The 19,952-nt window shown below is 36.7% G+C and carries 10 protein-coding genes and 1 pseudogene; all 11 read right to left on the reverse strand.

Features of this window, described 5'->3' with window-relative positions:
• Positions 1–106: 106 nt before the first annotated feature.
• Positions 107–2,233, reverse strand: coding sequence for a glycoside hydrolase family 97 protein (locus tag BOW55_RS00615; RefSeq protein WP_129022531.1), 2,127 nt, complete (start codon positions 2,231–2,233; stop codon positions 107–109).
• Positions 2,234–2,250: 17 nt separating this feature from the next.
• The gene (locus BOW55_RS21515) at positions 2,251–2,373 is read right to left on the reverse strand and encodes a hypothetical protein (RefSeq protein ID WP_256371685.1); all 123 of its coding nucleotides are present in this window, start codon (positions 2,371–2,373) and stop codon (positions 2,251–2,253) included.
• The gene (locus BOW55_RS00620) at positions 2,337–3,983 is read right to left on the reverse strand and encodes a TIM-barrel domain-containing protein (RefSeq protein ID WP_206733577.1); all 1,647 of its coding nucleotides are present in this window, start codon (positions 3,981–3,983) and stop codon (positions 2,337–2,339) included. The genes BOW55_RS21515 and BOW55_RS00620 overlap by 37 nt, the downstream gene beginning before the upstream one ends.
• Positions 3,984–4,175: 192 nt before the next feature.
• Positions 4,176–4,760, reverse strand: a pseudogene (locus BOW55_RS21635) (glycosyl hydrolase family 31); the annotation flags it as partial.
• A gap of 134 nt (positions 4,761–4,894) precedes the next feature.
• A complete protein-coding gene (locus BOW55_RS00625; RefSeq protein WP_073411944.1) occupies positions 4,895–6,655 on the reverse strand; it encodes a glycoside hydrolase family 66 protein in 1,761 nt (586 codons plus the stop codon).
• A gap of 2 nt (positions 6,656–6,657) precedes the next feature.
• Entirely contained in the window at positions 6,658–8,121 is a 1,464-nt protein-coding gene (locus BOW55_RS00630; protein WP_073411945.1) for a SusF/SusE family outer membrane protein, read from the reverse strand.
• Between the two features lie 12 nt (positions 8,122–8,133).
• On the reverse strand, positions 8,134–9,612 hold the full coding sequence (locus BOW55_RS00635) for a RagB/SusD family nutrient uptake outer membrane protein (protein ID WP_164974985.1): 1,479 nt from the start codon (positions 9,610–9,612) through the stop codon (positions 8,134–8,136).
• A 10-nt stretch (positions 9,613–9,622) separates the two neighbouring features.
• Positions 9,623–12,694: a TonB-dependent receptor gene (locus tag BOW55_RS00640; protein ID WP_129022533.1), complete on the reverse strand. Its 3,072-nt coding sequence runs from the start codon at positions 12,692–12,694 to the stop codon at positions 9,623–9,625.
• 463 nt (positions 12,695–13,157) lie between these two features.
• Positions 13,158–14,876, reverse strand: a complete 1,719-nt coding sequence (locus BOW55_RS00645) for a DUF6377 domain-containing protein (RefSeq protein WP_129022534.1) — start codon at positions 14,874–14,876, stop codon at positions 13,158–13,160.
• A gap of 88 nt (positions 14,877–14,964) precedes the next feature.
• Positions 14,965–15,648, reverse strand: a complete 684-nt coding sequence (locus tag BOW55_RS00650) for a DUF1080 domain-containing protein (RefSeq protein ID WP_129022535.1) — start codon at positions 15,646–15,648, stop codon at positions 14,965–14,967.
• Between the two features lie 398 nt (positions 15,649–16,046).
• Positions 16,047–19,565, reverse strand: coding sequence for an RICIN domain-containing protein (locus BOW55_RS00655; protein ID WP_129022536.1), 3,519 nt, complete (start codon positions 19,563–19,565; stop codon positions 16,047–16,049).
• Positions 19,566–19,952: the final 387 nt, after the last annotated feature.

Raw genomic sequence — 19,952 nt, forward strand, 5'->3', positions numbered from 1 at the left:
AAATATACAAGAGGTTAGTTATAATGCATAAAGATCGCTGCAGTCTGTTTAACAGCAACGATCCTTAAAAAAACTAATTAATTAAATTTTTAGTCCATTTAGGTCTTTATCTCTTTTTTTTAGCTGTCTCAGCTACTGGATAAAAACTAATTGCATATCCTCCACCCGGGGCCGAATACTGCGAAAGCTTTGAATTGCTTGTCACAACAACTTTACGGATGGTGTAGGCCTGAGTATTAGTTTTATAATTTGCGTCTTTAGCATCAGCATAAATTGTAGCAGTATACTTTTTGCCTTTTTCAAGAAATCCAAGATCAATATTAGATACACGTCGAGTTTCTCCATTTACATTTCCTAAAAACCAGTTGTCAGTTCCTTTGGCCTTTCTGGCTACTGTAATATACTGTCCCGGTTCAGCTTCAAGATATCTACTGTCATCCCAATCCACCGCAACATCTTTAATAAATTGGAAAGCATCTGCAAAACGTTCATAGTTTTCAGGAAAATCTGCCGCCATTTGCAATGGACTGTACATGGTTACATAAAGTGCCAATTGATTTGCAATAGTAGCATTTACATGTGAACCATTTGTAACATCCATTTCAAAAATTCCCGGAGTATAATCCATCGGTCCCCCTATTAACCTTGTAAAAGGCAATATTGTAACATGGTTAGCATTATTTCTGTCATTACCGAAAGCCTGATACTCAGTTCCTCGTGCAGATTCATTGCCGATAAGATTAGGATAAGTACGTGCAATACCGGTTGGACGCACCGCCTCGTGCGCATTTACCATAATCTGGTAATCTGCTGCTTTTTCGACAGCATATTGATAATGATTATTTGTCCATTGGCTGTAATGCGTTTCGCCAAGTGGAAGTATATTACCTACATATCCGCTTTTTACAGCATCATATCCGTATTGCTTCATCAATTTGTATGCAGCATCCATATGGCGTTCATAATTACGTACAGCTCCCGAAGTTTCATGATGCATAATAAGTTTTACATGCTTTGCATGTGCATAATCATTTAATCCTTTCAGGTCAAAATCAGGATATGGCGTAACAAAATCAAAAACATAATCTTTCTCGTGGCCAATCCAGTCTTCCCAGCCTTCATTCCATCCTTCCACCAACACGGCATCAAATCCATTTTTAGCTGCAAAGTCTATATACTTTTTTACATTGGTATTAGTGGCACCATGTTTTCCATTTGGTTTGGCTTTAGAGAAATCAGTAACGCCAAGCTGAACTGAAGGAAATTCATCAGTGTAAGACCAAGTGCTTTTTCCTGAAATCATTTCCCACCATACACCCACGTATTTTGTTGGTTTAATCCATGAAGTTTCTTGAATTTTACTTGGTTCATTTAAATTATAAGTCAATTTCGAAGCCAAAATGTTACGAGCATCATCACTTACAATAACAGTTCTCCATGGCGTTTTGCAAGGTGCCTGCATCTTGCCTTTATCCCCATGCGAATCAGGGGTCAGCCATGATTCAAATACAAAATTTTTATCATCCAGATTAAGATGCATACAAGAATAATTAATTAGAGCTGCTTCATGAAGGTTAATATACAATCCATCCTGGCTTTTCATCATCAGTGAAGTCTGCACACCGGTTGGAGAGAACGAAGTCTGCGAAGCATTCCCTTTTGTATATGCTTTTTCCATCAAGCCTCTTATTTCAGAAAGTTTTGAAGTGGTATAATTGTATTCCTGCGTATCATAGTCTCCGGGAATCCAATAAGCGGTATGATCTCCCGCCATAGCAAACTGGGTTCGTTCTTCTTTAATGGTGAAATAAATCAGGTTATTTTGCTGGGGAAATTCATAACGGAACCCCAGTCCATCATCAAAAAGACGAAATCTAATGATCATTTTTCGATCCGTTTGTTTTTGGTTTAAAGTTACCGCCAATTCATTATAATGATTACGAATTGACGCTACTTCTCCCCAGACAGGTTTCCAATTTTCATCGAAAGAACTGGCTTTAGTGTCTTCTATTCTAAAATCATTTACTAATGACTTATTATCATTTTTAAGGGTAAAACCTAACTTGCTTGTTTTTATGACATCTTTGCCTTTATAGATTAGTTTATAAACCGGAGTTCCGTCTGCCTCCAGGGAAAAGTGCATTAAAAAGTTGCCATCTGGCGATTTTAAATCCTGTGCATTGGCAGAAAAAATGCCAAACCACAAAATAGCGGTGAGAAAAAAGTGTTTCATTGTGAGTATAATAATTTTTAATTTTTAATTGTGATTACTGCATTTTTTCCAGAATCAGGAATCTTTACTGTGATAACATTTTCAGCTTCATTCCAGCTCCAGTTTATTTTTGCAAAATCGGCTTCAATATTTTTCTCCATCGCATCTGCTTTAACATTTTTAATTTTTCTCCACCTGCAAAAATATCCTTAGGTTTGCTTGATGTATGAATTTTTAAAATGAAATTCCTTGGACCGGCAGGACTATATCCTTTAGATTCACGCTCGCCTATAGTAATCTTGATATCTTCATTTGTTGCCTTTGAACTTATCTTGGTTTTACAAAAGACATCTCTTTCGTAGTCACGGCTTTCCCCGTCGTCTTCATAGAATACAAATGAAGTCTCTTTATTTATATTAGCTGGAAATATTTCAAATGTAACCGGGTATACTTTCTTTTCATCAATGTACTGCATTACAGGCATCTGTGGTATTATGCTGCCTTTCTTTACAAAAACTGGAATTGTATTTAGCGGGGCATCAACTGTAATCCACTGCTCCCCTTTATACTTGGTTTTGCCGTTATTAAAATCAATCCACTCTCCTTCAGGAAGGTACACCTCTTTAGTAACAGCACCTTGTTCTACGACCGGTGCTACCAGCAGTTCTTTTCCAACAAGAAACTGCCCATTTAATTTAAATGTTTCTTTATCATTCGGATATTCCAACAGCAAGGCTCTCATTATCGGAAGTCCCGTATCATGGGCTTCGCGGGCATAAGTATACAGATAAGGGAAAAGCCTGTATTTCATCTCTATACTTTTTCGGCTTATATTTTCTGCCTCCGTTCCGAATTTCCATGGTTCCACCGCGTTACCACCTTCATGATGCGCACGGCTAAGTGGCGTAAAAACACCAAACTGCAGCCATCTTACATATAATTCTGCCATAGCATCATAATCCTTTATATCCCCGCAGTACCCTGAAATATCACAGGTCCAAAACGGAATTAATCCCATACCAGCAGAAAGACCCACAGGAATCTGATTGACCATTTGTTTCCATCCGTCCAGCACATTGCTGCCATTTCCTGAATCGCCGCTCCATCCGAAAGTATAACGCTGCAGTCCCGCATAAGCCGATCTGGTCATTTGAAATATTCTCTTATTTGGATTATGCTTATAAAACTGCTCGGTTACTACCTTATCCCAAGTAAATCCATATACATTATGAATCTCGTTATGCATTCCAAGATGGTGTTTCATATTGAGTCTGTCAACAGCGTCTTCATTGCTCCATGCCGGTTCTCCCATATCTGTCCAAAATCCACGTACCCCATCATTTAAAGGCTTCTGCTGATAGCTGCCCCACCAATCTGCAACTTCAGGTTTTGTAAAATCTACAACCCCGCAATTGCCTCCCCAAGGCCATGGCATATCATAAGATTTGCCTGTTCGGATATCTTTTACAAGATGACCAAGCGCATCAGCCTCTTTCCATTGTTTCTGGTTTGCCTGTGAAATAACGGGATCCTGTGATACAATCATTTTAAAGCCCATATCGCTTAAATCTTTTACCATTCCTTTTGGATTGGTATAATTGTTTTTTCTCCAGTCAAAATCCTGAAGCCCCTCTGTCCAGCCTATATCCTGATAGATAATATCACATGGGATTTTTCTTTTTCGGAACTCTGCAGCAATTTCCCTTGCCTGATCCTCACGTGTATAATCTCCTCGACATTGCGAAAAGCCCAAAGCCCATTTAGGCGGCATAATCGGTTTCCCAGTTAAGGCTATATAGTTTTGTATTATCTGCTTGTAATCATTACCAAACATAAAGTAGTAGACCATCTGCCCAGCCGGGGCTTCAAATGAATAATAATCATTACTCTCACTTCCGAACTTAAATTCTGTCTTATAGGTATTGTCAAAGAAAATGCCGTAACGGTAACTGCTCATAAAAAAGGGAATGCTTTTGTAAAGCGGATCTTCATTAACGCCATAACATGGCTGATCGCTGTTCCACATTTTATAAGCACTTCCACGACGATTCAGGTTCCCTGATTTTTCACCCAATCCAAAAAATTGTTCGTCATTTCGTAAAACTTTATTGGTTCTTATTTTGCCACTATCATAAACAAATCCTTTTTCAGCATAATCACTGAAAAGAAGTTTTTGATACTTATCAAATATCTGTAACTGAAACGGAGCCTTATTTACCCGTATTCTCAGCTGCTCGGTAAAAATTTCATAGGTCGATGGTTCCTCCTTTACATTAACGGTACCTTTCCAGCCTAGATCTTCTTCTATAACTGCAAAAGATTCATTATTCCTGACAAAATTTCCATCGGCAGACACCCATATTTTAACGACTTCACCGCTGCATAACTGAAGCATGACTTTTGAATTATTTGCACAGCTGAAGACAACTTTATTTCCATTTACTGAATAAGAGGTACAATTCCCTAAATACTGCTCTTTCTTTTGCGAGTATGCTTGAGAGACCAGAATACAGAAAATTACGCAGCAGTAAAAAATAGATTTTTTCATAATATAACATATCGATTAGTTTAAGCATTGAAAATACATCCAGCGCTTGCAGAAATGTGTTCCGCTCGAAAAGCTTAACACGAGTTTATAAAAATTGCCCCATAACAATGGGGCAATTCTCAGTAGTTTTGGGGCTATTCAACTACAATCATTCCCCAATATTGAAGTGACGGCACTTTAAAATTCACCTTGTCCCCATTTTGAGAAAATGAAAGTTCAACAGCTGCACCTCCATTATAGTCTGGTGAAGCGTACCAGATTCTGGTAACTTTGCTGCTATGGTTTAAATTAAGCATCGCCTGCTTAATTACATCTGGAACTTTTTGTGTTCCGTCAGTATCTCTCCAATTCAAAGAATTAGCATTAGTAAAATTCAAAAGATGTATTACTTCTTTGCTACCAACTTGTTTTCCCACTGCAGCAACTTTGCCCATAGTTGGAGGCCAGCTGCCTAGATTCAGCTTTCCGTCACCAGTGGCAATGGTCGGATTTGTAAAAGTTCCGCCATCACGAAGAAGGTTTTGGTAAGCCGTCATAAAATCGTAATATTCCAAAAGTGAAGATTTCAGCTCCGCACTCATGCTTAGGTTTTTATTTGGAAAGTACTCCTTACCCAGCATATGCTCACCTAATTCCAAATGAGATCCTCCAAAAGCAAATATGACAGCATCCGTCAAAAGTACACCTGGAGTATTAAACATGCCTTGGTTATTCGCTTTATTGTAGTTCATATAGGCCGCTAATACAGTATTTTTACTGTTATTGCTGTAAGCTGCATTATCTGCAAGAACTTGTGTCAAATCTTTAAACCCTTCATTAGGAGACCATACTTCAGTGTATAAAAAATCAAGTTCTTTACCAGCCATTTCTTTTTGTCCATATTGATTTACTGCGTTCATAACCAGTTTTTTATTGGTATTAGCAGACTTCATAGCTGAAATAAAAGGAGGGAATGCATTTTTCAAATCAGCATTTGTACCATCATATCTGAAAACATTACCTCTGTCGCCAAGCTGGTCAATATGAAAACCATCAAAATCATAAACTTTATAAACATCATCATTTTTCTGCCCTAGATAGCTCTGCCATGCTGTGTTAGCAGGATCAGTAATGTAAATGTTACTGATAAACGGCCATCCTAACTCATGCTTGTCTTTATCATTATGGTTGGCATCTTTATAGACAAACTGCTGCGGTTTGATAAGATTTGGGTCGTAATCATTCAAAACCCCATAAGCAAGGTTATAAAACATTGCTTTCATATTTTTGCTATGGGCCTGGGCTATATAGCCTGAAACTGTGCTTCCATATACCTCTCTGTTAATTATATCCTTCCATACCGGCATCGGATTTGAGACTGTACCCGCCAATGGCTGATGCTGTCTGTACTGCCAATCATAGAATTGGATTCCATTAATATGATAATCCTTTAGATTATCTATAACTGCGGTCCTGTCCGATTCCGAAATATTACCAAACTCCGATAGAAATCCATAACGGGGAAATTTAGCCCAATCTGATGACACGTCAATACCTACAGTACCCAAAATAGTTTGGGTACCGTCAGTATTTGTCTGGTAAATGGCAACCATGTACCCTTGAAAATCATCAGAAGGCGGAAGCCAGCTCCATGAAGTTCCGCTAAAAGTTTCCTCCTTAATAACTTTTCCAAGATGGGTATAGCGAATAAGAGAACTATTAAAAACTTTATCCGCTGTAAAGTTTACCGTTTCACCTGGTTTATAACTGGCTTTATCTGTTTTAAGGGTAATCTTTGCAATAACTGCATCTTCCGCATATTCAATCTTTCCATTGTCATCGTCACTTTGGCATGATGCAAAACTTAAAAAGAGGCAAAGAAAAAACAGCTTTATTATTTTATTTGTAATACTCATCTTTAGTTGATTGTAAGGACATTTGTTGAAAGATCTAATGTAATAGTATGGTTGCCTGCCTGCGCTGCGCTTACCACCCATTTATTATCGTCACCATCACATTTATCACGTATAGTAAAATTTGTATTAGTAATCGCCTGGTTTGCTGATACCGCTGTAATTTCAGTACCCTCACACCAATTGGTATTGTATTTTGTAAATTTAAATTCCCCTGCAGTCAAAGGTCCGCTGTACGTATAGACACTGCCGTTTTTAGTCATCGGAAGCAGTGATCCCATATTCCATCCATTTGGTGTGGCACTGCCGATCAGATAAACTTCAACAGGGGTAATCTTGATAACGTTTGTGCTTATATCAAGTGTAATTTTGTATCTTCCTGCAGTTTGCGTAGTAACCTGCCATGAATTATCAACATCACAGCCTGAATTTTGTGCTACTCCAGTTTCTGTTAATACTTGATTATTTACCAGAGGTCTGAACCATTCTCCGCACCAATTGCCTTTTGCACCAGCAAGTATCTTAAAATTTCCTGGAATTAAAGTAGCTTCATATGTGAAAATAAAAGGATTATCTGTTACGGTAAAAGCTTCAGGAGTATCGATATTCCATCCACTTGGACTTGCATCGCCAACAATCCATAATTGTGTAAAAGCAGGACTACTTTGTTCTTCAATTACAATCGTTAATTTTAAGATGTTAACTGTAATTTTGTACAATCCCGCTTTGGTAATTTCCCATTGAAGATCAGAACCGCTTCCACCCGAATTATAAACTAACTTGCCAGCATCTGCACCGTCTTTTGTGTAAAAATCCTGACAAAAGCAAGAATCGGTATTTACTGCAAACTTAAATTTTCCTTTGCTTAATTGTCCAGAATATACAAAAACCACAGGATTAGCTGTCTGCGCGGTCAAAGCCGAAGCTTTTGTAATATCCCATCCATTTGGCGAGGCATCACCAACCATAAATAATTCAGTTGATAATGGTTTGTAAGGTGTTAAATTAAAATCGACTACTGAAGTTTGCGGCGCTACACCCTTATCGCCAAAAGTTGCTGTAATCCTAGCCTGCAAAGCAATCGCTTTGCCTGCCTCTCCGTTGAAAGTAGTAAGCAGTATCGAATTTAATGTTGCCACATTGATATCAAAGTCGTATCTGTTTTTTCCAAAATCATATTCGACCGCATTAGCGAAATTATTCTCTTTCTTATCAATTTCCAGTTTATATGAAATCGAAGCGCCTGTTCCCTTGTTATCGCCTGTACTCCACTTAAAACTGAATTTTTGCTGAAACATGCTTTGGTCCAAAACCATGTCGGTACTGCTCAACGTTAGCTTTAACACATCAGCACTAAAATTTTTAGCCTGAAGATCATCATTGCTGCAGCTTGACAAAGCTGCAGATAAAAACAACAAGAAAACAATCGCGCATCTTGTCCAAACTATATAATTTTTATTTTTTTTCATAGCACTTCAATTTTAGTAGCCTGGATTTTGGCTTAAATTAGGATTTCTGTCACGCTCAATTTGCGGTATTGGAAGAAGCAAATGATGCTGATCCGCATTTGTTTTACCAATAGAATGAAGAAAATCCAATCCGTACTGTCCATTTTCCACTCTTATAAGGTCAAACCATCTTTGCCCTTCAAATGCTAATTCTATTCTCCTCTCATGCAGAACCGCATCTCTAAATGCAGCTTTACCAAGTCCAGTATTAATGTTAGCCAAACCTGCACGTCTGCGCACCAGATTAAGCGGTGTTTCTGCCTGTGAAGTATTCCCTAATTCATTAAGAGCCTCTGCTTTCATTAATAAAACATCAGAATAGCGAAGCACAGGGAAATTCAGCGGGCTGTTATCATAAGAAGGTGAAATGCTTAGCGGTACTAAAAACTTTCTTAAATTATATCCTGTCAAGGAATAGGAAGCACTGTAAGGGATTCCCGCAAAATCAGGGCATCCCTGATACAATACCGTTTTATCCTTACGAAGATCGCCATTCTCATAACTGTTAAAAAACTCCTGAGTTGGCTGGCTCCATCCGTAAGCTCCTGCTACCATATTAGAACTTCTTGGCCCTGTAAAAGTACTTGCCCATGAAGCCTGATTTTCATTACTCCAAAAATCATATCCTGCATTGGCAGCATATTGAACTTCAAAAAGAGATTCCTTAGAATTTTCAGTTTCAGTCCTGAAATTGTCGCTGTAATCTGCATTCAATCCATATCCCATTGTTTCCAGTTTTGTCGTTAGATCGACAACCTGCTGCCAATTGCTTAATGTAAGATTTACTTTAGCCAATAAACCAATTGCAGATCCTTTACTTGCACGCCCTTTATCTCCCTCTGACATTTCCTGCTTGGTAGGAAGCATGGCAACAGCTTTTTCCAAATCACTTAATATCAAAGCATATACTTTATCTTTTGATGTACGTGATGGATAAAGATCGCTGTTTGAATTTTGAGGCTCAGTAATTAATGGAACATCGCCAAAAAAACGAACTAAAATAAAATAATACTGTGCTCTTAAAAAGTACGCCTCGCCTAAACATCTATTTTTAACTGATTCGTCAATATTTAGCTTTGGTCCGACTGATAAAACAATATTTGATCTCAATATTCCTGGCCATGGTCCACGCCATAAGTCCAAGACCCCTTCGTTACTTGGAGTTGTAACAAAATTAGATAAGTTCGTGGTTTCAATTCCATCTTCACCTCCGCCGGCACCAACAATGCTGTTGCCTGCAAATATATCACTGGTCCACATTCTGAAATTATATAGTTTTGGCCATTGCAATGGCTGATAAGCACCGTTAACCATTGTGATTAATTCCTCAGCATTGGTAGGATAATTTCCGGTATTGATAGTATCTGGCTGCGTTTTGTCTAAAAAATCATCACTGCACTGCACCATTACAAATGATAGCATTACCATTAAGCCTATTTTTATGTGTTTCATTTTCATAATTTTAAAATCCAAGATTAAGTCCAATAGAGTAATTTGTTGTAACCGGGTATACGCTATTATCAATACCGTTTACCGAAACTTCAGGGTCAAATCCTTTGTAGTTTGTAAAAGTCAAAACATTCTGCGCTGAGAAGTATAATCGAATTGATGAAAATACATTGTTAAATACGCTCTCTGGAAAATTATAGCTCAAACTCACATTTTTTAATCGCAGATATGAACCATCTTCTACAAACCTGTCAGAAACTCTGGCATTGCTGTTAGGGTCACCATACACTGCTCTTGGCCTACTATTACTCGTTCCAATGCCTGTCCATCTTCCTAAAGTTGCCGCTGTCTGATTATTTGCAACAGACATAGATTCTGTATACATACGATTGGCATTGTAGATGTCATTTCCGTATACTCCTTGAAAATAAACTGTTAAGTCAAAATTCTTGTAAGAAAATGTATTATTAAGCGAATAGGTGAATTTTGGATTAGGATTGCCTAAAAACGTTCTGTCTTTATCGTTAATGATTCCATCATTATTAAGATCCTTGAATCTTACATCTCCAGGCGCAGTACTTGTTGCCGTATTAGAACCAGGCATCTGCACTGCATGATTATTTACATCAGTCTGTGTTTGAAAAATACCGTCAGTTACATACCCATAAAAAACGTTTACAGGGTATCCTGCCTGAATTAGGGAAATGGTACTGTTCAATCCTGTGCTTCCAGTTATAATTGGCGTATCACCGTTTATACTGTCAACTTTGTTTTTGTTGTAAGAAAAAACAGCATCTGAAGACCACTTGAATTCATGAACCAGATTTTTTGTTGATAATGACAATTCAATACCTTTGTTTTGAATTTTCCCAGCGTTTATTGATGGTACATAAATATCTGAATATCCTGAAGTTACAGGTACAGACATCGGGACTAACATATCATTGGTGTTTTTCACATAGGCATCAAAAGTTAAATTGATTCTGCTATCGAAGAATGACGCATCCAGACCAACATTAAACTGTTCCTGACCTTCCCATTTTACATTTGTATTCGGAAGTACAGTAGGCACAACTGCGCTTACATAATTGTTATTAAAATTATACATAACCGTATTGTACGATGAAGAAAATGCATAATTTCCAATATCCTGATTTCCGGTAATACCATAACCAACTCTTAATTTCAAATCGTTGATAGCTGTTACTTTCTCCATAAATTTCTCTGATGAGATCCTCCAGGATAAAGCACCTGATGGAAACCATCCCCATTTATTTCCTTCACCAAAACGAGAAGATCCATCCCTTCTAATTGTACCGGTTACATAATACTTGCCATCATAGTCATAATTCACCCTTGCCAAATATGACATAATTGCCCATTCAGAAGCATTACCTCCTACTGTCGGCTGTAATGTACCATTGTCTATCTGCTGTGTTTCATCACTCGCAAATTTCTGAATAGAGCCGTTTAAGAAATCATACTTATTAGACTGCGAACTGCTTCCCACAACTGCATTTACATTATGTGCGCCAAAATGAGCATCATACGTCAGCGTGTTATCCCATAAAACTGTAATACTTCTATTTGTTCCTTGTGATAGATATGAATTGGTCTGAACATTAGAGCCCCATGAATATTTTGGCGACCAGGTTCTGTCAAACCAGAAGTTGGCTTCAACCCCACCTAAAGACTTAAACACTAAGTTTTTCAGCAAATTGATTTCTGCGAAAAGGTTCCCTTGAAGATTATATCCTTTTGTTGATCTTTCGACAGTTGTGGCTTTTCCTATTGGATTTGTAATATCTCCATAATAAAGAGGGTTTCCTGTAGGTCCGGTAAAATTTCCATTTTCATCATATATTGGCTGGGTAGGATTTGCTAATAACGTGTTACGGATATCATATGCACCGCTTTCTTTTATATCGTGTGCAATTTTAACACTGTTTCCAAATTTTACTTTGCTGGTCACTTTAGTATCAGAATTAAACTGCACAATGAATCTTTCATAATCAGTATTTAAAACGATACCTTTTTGGTTAAAATAATTAGCAGAAACATAGATATTGGATTTTTTTGTTTTATTCCCATAAGATAAAGTATAGCTGGACATCATCTCTGGATTGAATAATGTTCCAACCCAGTCGGTTCCTGTTCCCAAAGAAGCGGGATTTGTCCATAATGGATTAGGATTAAGTCCTCCATTAGTCATCATATCATTATTTAACGATGCGTATTGTGAAGCATTCAGCATCTTTACCACATTTGAAGCATTTTGCACTCCCGTAAAAGTATCGAAAGTCAAAGTTGAACCTTCTTTTGTCCCGCCTCTTTTAGTAGTTACAATCACAACTCCATTTGCTCCCCTGGAACCATAAATTGCTGTAGAAGAAGCATCTTTAAGCACGCTGATCGATTCTACATCATTCATATTAACTTGGTTAAGTCCTCCATTCAAAGGCATTCCGTCAACTACGATTAGAGGGTTATTATTAGCAATGGTTCCTGTTCCCCTCACTCTAAAAGTGACGTTAGATCCCGGTTCTCCGCTCGAAATGACCTGCACACCGGCAGCCCTTCCCTGCATGGCCTCGCCAATATTGGCAACAGGCTGATTTTTCGTTTTGGCTACATCGATTGAAGCAACAGCCCCAGTTAAATCTCTAGCTTTGGCTTTTCCGTATCCGATTACTACAATATCTGTCAGCGATACTGCTTCCGGTACCAACTGAATCTCCAAATTTGTACCTGCTGCAGAAATTTCTTTGTTGGAGTATCCAATATATGATATTACTAAAACAGCATCGGAAGTATTTACCTTAATAGAAAATTTTCCGTCGAAATCTGTAGTAGTACTTGATGCGGTTCCTTTTATTGTTACCGTCGCACCAGGTAAAGGCTCATGCTTTTCATTATATACGGTTCCTGTAATTGTCTTTTGCGCACTTTTAATTGCAGGACCTTCCTGCTGTTTTGCAACGGCAAAAGCGCTATTGCTGCCACAAAGTGCTGCCAGCATAAAAAGTACAAGGATAAAATCTTTGATGGATGTCCTACGAACATCAATTTCATGACATGATCTCATTTATTTTTTTGTTTGGTTAGTAAATCGTTAGTGTTAGTTTTTTGAAGTAAGATTGGTTTTTCTATAATCCCGATTTGTTACATATTTTTAATTAATAATTCACGTGTTTTAAAAGGCCTTTAAAAAACTACGAAATCCAATAATACATTCGGATCAAAGCAAAGGAACAAAAAAACACATGCGAAAAATGCATGTATGCAAAACGTATAGAAAAAACAAGCAATAAAGTGGATTAAAAAAACCATATATACCTAATAAATAGACTTTTAAACAAAAACAAACAGTAATAATTATATAGATTTTAATATTTAAAACAATAAGAATTCAAGCATAAAAAAACATATTTTGCAATATTTTACTATAAAAAATATATTATTCTCATTGAGACAAACAAAATAAATGGGGCGCAGAAAAAAAAATCCCGCTGTTGAACAGCGGGATTTTTTGTTAAATATTTGATTAATTAGGTAATTTTTACAGAAGTAATTTTCATCAATTTTTTATCAAAGCCTTCATTTTCGATTATGGACTTATTACGAACTTTAGTTTTATAGGCATAAATTGAATTGACTGAATAACCTAAAATTTGCGCAATTTTCTCATTGTGTTTGATCCCTAAACGGATCAAGGCAAAAATTCTCAGCTCTTTATTAAGAATCTGCCCTTCTTTTAGCTTTATCTGCTCCCCGGGTTTCATGAGCGAATTGAATTCAGTAATAAAATCTGGAAACAGATTGATAAAAGCTGTATCAAAATTATTGAGCAGTTTATCCTTTTCCTTCTTCAAATCATATCTTGATATTCTGTATTTTGCTTTAGCATAATCTCCTGAATCAATATCCCTTTCTATGTAAGATGTAAATTCATTAAACTTTTCAAAAATATCATCATATTCCGTAAAGAAAAAACCAATATATTCTTCATTAATCTTATTAGCTTCTGAAAGACGATTGTTAATCAATTCAATTTGGCTGTTACGCGCCTTTATTTCTTGGTTTACAACAACAAGCTGTTTATTTACATTCTGCAGATCTGTATGCGCAACTGCAATTATCTTTTTTGCTTTTTGAATTTTCCTGAATTGCATAAAAGTAAGGATTAAAAAGCAGATTACAATTACTGAAAAAACAATTGCACCTATATATTGATAGTAGAGCCTCTTTTTTTCTCTTTCAATATTCTGGACTATTTCTTCTTCAATGTGTGGCAGGATCGCTCCTACTTGTAGTTTTCTCTGCTGTGCCCCGTAAAAAACAGCATCATCATATGCTTTTTTCACTAGCGAAGATGCACTCTGCAGATTCTTTTTTCTAAACAAGAGCTCTGATAGCTTTATTATAGCCAGTGATTCTTTTGTTGATATACGAATATCTGAAATAACGGCTTTGCTGTAATAATCAATTGCACGATCTACCCTGCCCGACTCATTGCAGATCTCCCCCAGCATATAATTTAATAAGGCTTCATCCCTATCGCTAACGTCAGAATTAAGAAGGGAGAGAAAGCCTTTTTCAGCAGAAGCTAAATCACCATCCTTATATTCATTAAAAAATTTTAAAAATGAATTGAAAAAAGTGCCTTCATCTGTTAAATTTAAAGCCTTAATCCTGCACTTCTTAGCAAGCTGGTTATACTTTTTACTAAAGATTGGAATACTGCTGTATTCTGCCATATCGCTATAGCATCTACCTAACAGACCATAATATAAAGATCCGTTTTCATTGTTTATCTCTTCGGGTTTAATCAAAAGCAGATAATCCAACCCTTCTTTATACATACCCGCAGAAACACTGATATTGGCCAAATTAATATTAGCCTTCATCAAATAAGATTTATCGTTAATTTTTTCTGATAGCCCTTTAATTTTTAAAGCATAATCAAAAGCAGAATCTCTTTTAAAAAGTACATACTGGTCAAAAAGCTGCTGGTTCAAATCTAATAACTTGTGGCGATCATCTTTAATCAGTTCAAGCTTATCTTTTAAGTCCTGAATGGTCTTTCTCTTGCTTTTATCATAGATGCTCGAGGAGTCTATTACCTGATCTAGCCTTTTTAACAACTGCTCGCTTTGTCCATAAAAACTGCTTGGATATAATAATAGAATCGAGACTAAAACCAAACTCAAGCAAAACCTCAGTTTAAAGCGTAGAAAAGATTTTTCTGTAAAAAATTGCTGAATCATACTTTACATTAGTGATTTTAAATTATAAACATTTTTTATTCAGGCAACAAAAAGTTTACTGGCACATCTAACATTCATACATATATTACTAATCTAATTCTTTAATCATAATATTACGAAACCATACATTGTTTCCATGATCCTGCAAAGCAATTTTTCCTTTATTGAATGTGCCAAAATCCGGCCAATCTGCAAATTTGCTTCCCGATACGTTTTTTTTGAAATTATCATCCCAAAGAACAGTCTCTACCACTGTAACTCCATTAAGAATAAGTGTTAATTTTCCTTTCCTGCTGAGAATTTCGGCAGTATTCCATTCTCCAGCCTGTTTGACAGGCTCTGATCTGCTTTGAACCAAATCATACAAATCTCCTGCTCGATGCTTAAGAATTTTTGCGTCCGGATGGCCCTCATTATCTAAAATCTGCATTTCGAGTCCGGTACTATAAGTATTTTGGTATTCTACAGGATTCTCATTTACATAAAAAATTATGCCGCTGTTCCCGTTCTGGGCTATTTTCCAATCCAATTTTAGATGAAAATCCCTGAATTCAGCATCCGTTACTAAGTCCCCGCCCTGACCATTGTTTGCTTCTTTTGAATCAAAATGCAATATGCCATCTGCCGCCTTCCATGCTTTTCCAGCCGATTTTTTTCCATAGGAATGCCAGCCCTTTGTCGATTTGCCGTCAAAAAGGGGCTTGAAACTTTTCTGTGCCTGTATCGTTTGCAGTCCAAACAAAATAACTAATGAAACTATAATTTTTTTCATTTCAATATTTTTATTAATCAGTTAAAACTATTCTTATATTGTAACAGGCGGGAGAGAAACCAAATCTTTCAAAAAAGTAAACTTAAAATTTTATTCTGCGCAAACAAGATATAGCCAATTATAAAATTTTCAGCCATTATTTATGTTTTTCCAATTACTGAAACAAAAGCCTGCTAATTCGAGATCAATGTGCTTTACAACCATATTCGTCTTTGCGTTTCTTTCACATGCAACTCCATCTAATTGTACTATTAAATAGATTGCTCGGCATTACTCTTTTAACTATAATCTATTTTGTTTATTTGCAACTTGTTATTTATAAAATACAGAAAAAAAGTAAAATAAAGCGAAAACCGCCCCAAGACAGCAGGCGGTTTAAGGCTGTTATTAAAATCATACTAATTCTGCAAAATCAGATTTTGAGTGACACCATCCAAACAGTCAACCTTTATCAAGTATATTCCAGACGTTGCACCCGTAATATTGAATTCGAAATTTTGGACTTCTTCCGAGAAAACTATATTTCGCTTTTGTAAAACCGCACCATTCAGATTAAAAATATAAACAGTCGCTTTTGCTGATTTTGGACGTTTAATTTGAATTGAAAACAAGCCTGAAGTTGGATTGGGATAAACAACCATTTCATTTTGAACAATTGAAACTTCATTGCCAACTAAAGATACTGGTTTATTACTTAGGGAGTTTTTTTGTAATATTATACTATTTTGATCCACCTTTTGTACTGTTAAGAGTTCCGTTGCAAGGTTAACTGTAATGTTATAAACACCTGCTTCCGCAATATTCCACTTTGTATCAGTCCCGTCAACACGGTATCGCGCAGCAGTAAGAAAGTCAGCATTAACAGCGTCAGAATACAGCCAGTTCCCATCCTCCCAATTATTGGAAATAAAATCTGTTCCCAATTTTGCATGAATTTTGATCTCACCTGCGTTTAATGCACCTGTAAAAGTCCATATATTCGAGTCTGGTGCCGTTCTGGCCAAGTCAGTAGTAATATCACCTTCAGGTCTGATCCAAGTCCCTGATGGGGAACCGGGACCAACTAAAGTAAGATGATCATAATCCAACCTCTTCACTGATAAGCGTCCCTTTGTCAGATCGACTGTAATTTTATACAGTCCGGCTTGCGCAACATTCCATTTATAATCGTTGCTGCTGTCAATTATGTACTCTGCAGCAGTTCTGAAATCAGCATTATTGCTTTTCGCCTGAAGCCAAGAACCGTCAAGCCAGTTGTCGGCTATAAAATCCGATCCGATTTTTGCATGAATTTTAACCTGGCCTACCTTCAACATCCCTGTAAAAGTCCAGATGTTCGAATTAGGACACGTTTGTATAAAGTCGGTGTTTATATCTCCTTCTGGTTTGTTCCAGCTTCCAATTGGAGATCCGGGTCCTGATAAAGTCATATAATCAAAATATCTTCTCTGTACGGCTATCTTGTTTGCATTAAGATCAACAGTTACTATATAGTACCCAGATTCTTCAATATTCCATTTAAAATCATTGCTGTCATCAATAAGGTATTCTGTCTGAGTTAGAAAATCGGCATTTGCCGATTTTGCCTGAAGCCAGGATCCGTCAAGCCAGTTGCCTGCAATAAAATCAGATCCTAATTTTACATGGATCTTAATCTCTCCAGCATTTAAATTCCCCTTAAAAAGCCAGATGTTTGAATTTGGGGCAGTTTCTGCAAAATCTGTGCTTGAATCTCCTTCGGGCGTGGCCCAATTTCCAATAGAGGATCCCGGGCCTACAAGGGTCATGTAATCATAGTCTATTTTTTTTACATCTAAGCTCTTCTCACGCAAATTTACTTTTATATTATAAAGCCCCGCAGCCGCAACATTCCATTTATTGTCGGCGCCTCCTACCACATATTCATTGGCGGTCAGAAAATTTGCATTACTGTTTTTTGCTTGTAGCCATGAACCGCTAGTCCAGCTGCCTGAAGCAAAACCGCCTGCTTTCGCATGGATTTTAATCTCCCCCAAGTTTAAATATCCTGTAAATGTCCAAACGTCAGAGCCAAAGGCACTTTCTTTAAAATCGGTTGCACCAGTACCTTCGGGTTTCGTCCAACTGCCTGTTGGTGATGCTGGACCGACTAAAGTGAGGTGATCGAAAATAGGTTCTAAAGTCCATAACTGCGAACTATCGCCGGTGCTGCTTGATTGTACTACAATTCCCCTTGCTGCATCCATTTCAAGAGCTTTGGTACTATTGGAGTTTATGATTTTATAATAACCGTTTCCATCAGGAACCATATCCCATTTCTGGCTGTTTAATCCTAAATACTGCCATGTGTGAATTTTTGCACCGTTATTAACAGACTGTTCAACAACATCAAAAGATTTTTTATCGGACAATGATGTAATGCTGTACTCCTTATTTTTTTCAAAGGTAAAAAGCCATTTTTGATCAGATTTATCCCAATCAAGAGTATTTGTCGTTAGTGAATCTCTTAAGGTATTGTAAGCTATTGTTTTACCATTCGCTTTTGATTTAATAAAATAATTGTTTCCTGATAAAATATCTGGCTGAGGATTTATTGGTACAACTTTCAAAATCACGCAGCCGTGTGCAGGCACGTTTACACTATAGGAAGACATGCTTCCTAAATTCGTATGAGTCCAAAGATCCCTTACCGATGCATTGCCTGAAAACCCCAGAGAAGAATTGAAATCCAAACTGCGGTTCTTAGCTACGTTCTCTCTATTAAAAAAACCAATAATCCAATCTCCGTTAGACATTTGTCCAGCCCAAACCTGACTCGATTCATTTGTTGGGTCGTTCGTAAATAATGGTTTCCCAACAAAGCCATCTTTATTTAAAGCTAACATTTCTTCATTTTGATAATAAGAAATATCTTGTCCTATCGAATTATACTGATCCGCTATAGATAAAGGGCCTCCAGCCATTAAATGTAACGAGATTACCGTTTTTTTTTCATTGTCATTGGCCATTGAATTTAATCTAATGAAATCTCCATCCAGAATTAATTTCTTTCGTCCCGAGATAAATGACCAATAGGTGTATCCATCAAAAGTATTATAATATTGAGACCACCAGCTATGACGGATGCCCCGATCTAAATTATTAAATCTGTTCCACCCTCCATCTCCAAGATCTTCGTTAATTCGAATCATGTGTCCGTATTTATTCTCAGAAACAGCATTATCCTGTAATTCTGGCATCACCAGACTCAGAAAAATTTTATTTTCATCGCATGCTTCGCGAATCCATCTTAATGCTTTTTCATAATCTTGGGTTGATCTTGCCGGACCGTACGTGGAGTCTCCTTTATCGGCTCCCGTTTGGAACCAGGCTAAAAAATCAATCCTTAAATAACTGACACCCATATCGGCATAATATTGTACATAACCTTTAATGTACTGTTCAGCCCCAGGATTATTAACCTGAACCCAGTTAAATATTTTTTCCTGACCTTCAATTGGGTTCAGAAGCGTTGATAAGGGAATATTTGTACCTTTAATTTTAACTCCCGCATCAGCTGCCTTTTTATTTATCCACAAAGGGTTATTATACATGCCTAATGTCATTCCACGGGCTTTTAAATAATCTGCCCAATATTTATAGTCATGTATCCAATTCGAGGAATGTGTTGTTCTGTAACCATCTTGGTTATAGTTTGAGTCATCTCCCCATCCATCTATACAAATCATATTGTATCCATATGACTTAAGATTTTCATTCATCCAATCAATATTTTTTTTCCATTCATCTTCAGGGATATAATCGTTTTTAGTAAGATTATATTCATACGGATTCCAATACAAGGGAGCCTTATATGGATTGATTTGCGAAAATCCTTTTTCTACAGACAGTAGCAAGGATAAAATTAGCAATAAAATTAAAACAAGTGTTTTCTTCATTTTGGTTGGTTTAGAGGTTAGTAAGCAGTTTTAAACAAGAACATTTCAGAATATATTCCCTAAAATTTATGAGAAAATATTCCTGCTGTTTTTTGTGGTTAGTAAAGTGAGACAATTTAGTGCACATCTACCTCTCCTATTATCAAGTAACATACTGTTATTCAACAATAAAGAAAGTAACAGAAATACAGTTCTCTTAATTGTATATACAAAAGAATCAAAAAATAAATGAGGGAGTACAGAGTTTTAAAAACGTATAGAAAATACATCAACAAATAAATCTTAAAACATTATATACCAATCAGTTAAAAGAAAAATATGCTCATATATATATAGAAATATTTCTATTGAAGTTATCCGTAGTAATAGGTTCCAAATGACATTTAT

The organism is Flavobacterium sp. YO12 (assembly GCF_004119495.1).
GTDB lineage: Bacteria > Bacteroidota > Bacteroidia > Flavobacteriales > Flavobacteriaceae > Flavobacterium.